The organism is Vibrio sp. 10N.222.46.A1 (assembly GCF_041473595.1).
GTDB lineage: Bacteria > Pseudomonadota > Gammaproteobacteria > Enterobacterales > Vibrionaceae > Vibrio > Vibrio tasmaniensis_A.
Genome location: NZ_JBFRSN010000747.1, coordinates 1 through 843 on the forward strand (window position 1 = coordinate 1; position 843 = coordinate 843).

Annotated in this window: 1 protein-coding gene and 1 pseudogene; one reads left to right on the forward strand and one right to left on the reverse strand. The window is 42.3% G+C overall.

Annotated elements, in window-relative coordinates; all coding sequences use genetic code 11:
• The coding region (locus AB4496_RS19555; protein WP_372131674.1) for a hypothetical protein at nt 1–202 on the forward strand (202 nt) is incomplete at its 5' end.
• Between the two features lie 70 nt (nt 203–272).
• Here the strand turns inward: AB4496_RS19555 and AB4496_RS19560 are convergent.
• Nucleotides 273–806 (reverse strand): annotated as a pseudogene (locus AB4496_RS19560) (integrase).
• Nucleotides 807–843: the final 37 nt, after the last annotated feature.

The following is an 843-nucleotide window of genomic DNA, read 5'->3' on the forward strand; positions in this document are numbered from 1 at the left end:
TGAAACCTACATCAAAGTCTTTGCGCTCAAAAACATAGCGTCTGGAGCGCTTTATCTTTTGATAAACGCGATCAACTGCTGTCATTTGAACCTCCTAACTTTCATACGTGTTCGTAATATAACGCAACCTTATTATGACAGGAAGAAATACGGCAAACTCAAAGGGGATAATACGGCAAAAATAACGAATAAATATTATTAACCTATTGTTTTATAAAAATCATTTCAAGGTCATTAAAAATGACCTTTCTAAAATCAACACTCCAACCTTACTATGAGTCTATCCCCTCAGAGATGTTCAGAGCCTCCTCAATTTCTACGCCTAAATAGCAAATGGTATTATCCAACTTAACATGGCCAAGTAATAGTTGCACAGCGCGAATGTTTTTGGTTCTCGCCTAAATTAACGTCACCTTGGTACGGCGCATCGAGTGGGTACCATAGAGATAGGGATCGTAGCCGAGTTCCGTTACCCAGCGGAAAATGATGGTGGCGTAGCTGCTACAACTAATTGCTTTACCCTGCCTTCGAGGACTTGGGAAAATAGAGTCTGGTGCAGAGAGTTGGCTGTGCAGTGCGTGAAGTGAGCTCAAACTGTACCCCTCTGGCTGTAAAGCACGCGATCTTGAATCGCACCACCAGAAGAGATATCCCTCACTTTCATTCTAAGTAAGTCACAAGAACGTAACTTGCAATCGATAGCGAGATTGAGCAAGGTCGATTTCAAGCCTAGTGCGAATTCGCCAGATATCTTCAAGCTTGAAGGACTTTTTCTGCCCTGTTAGATGACCTTTCTTCGTCCACATAATTGACCTCCAATCTAAACCAGCTCATCTGCATACG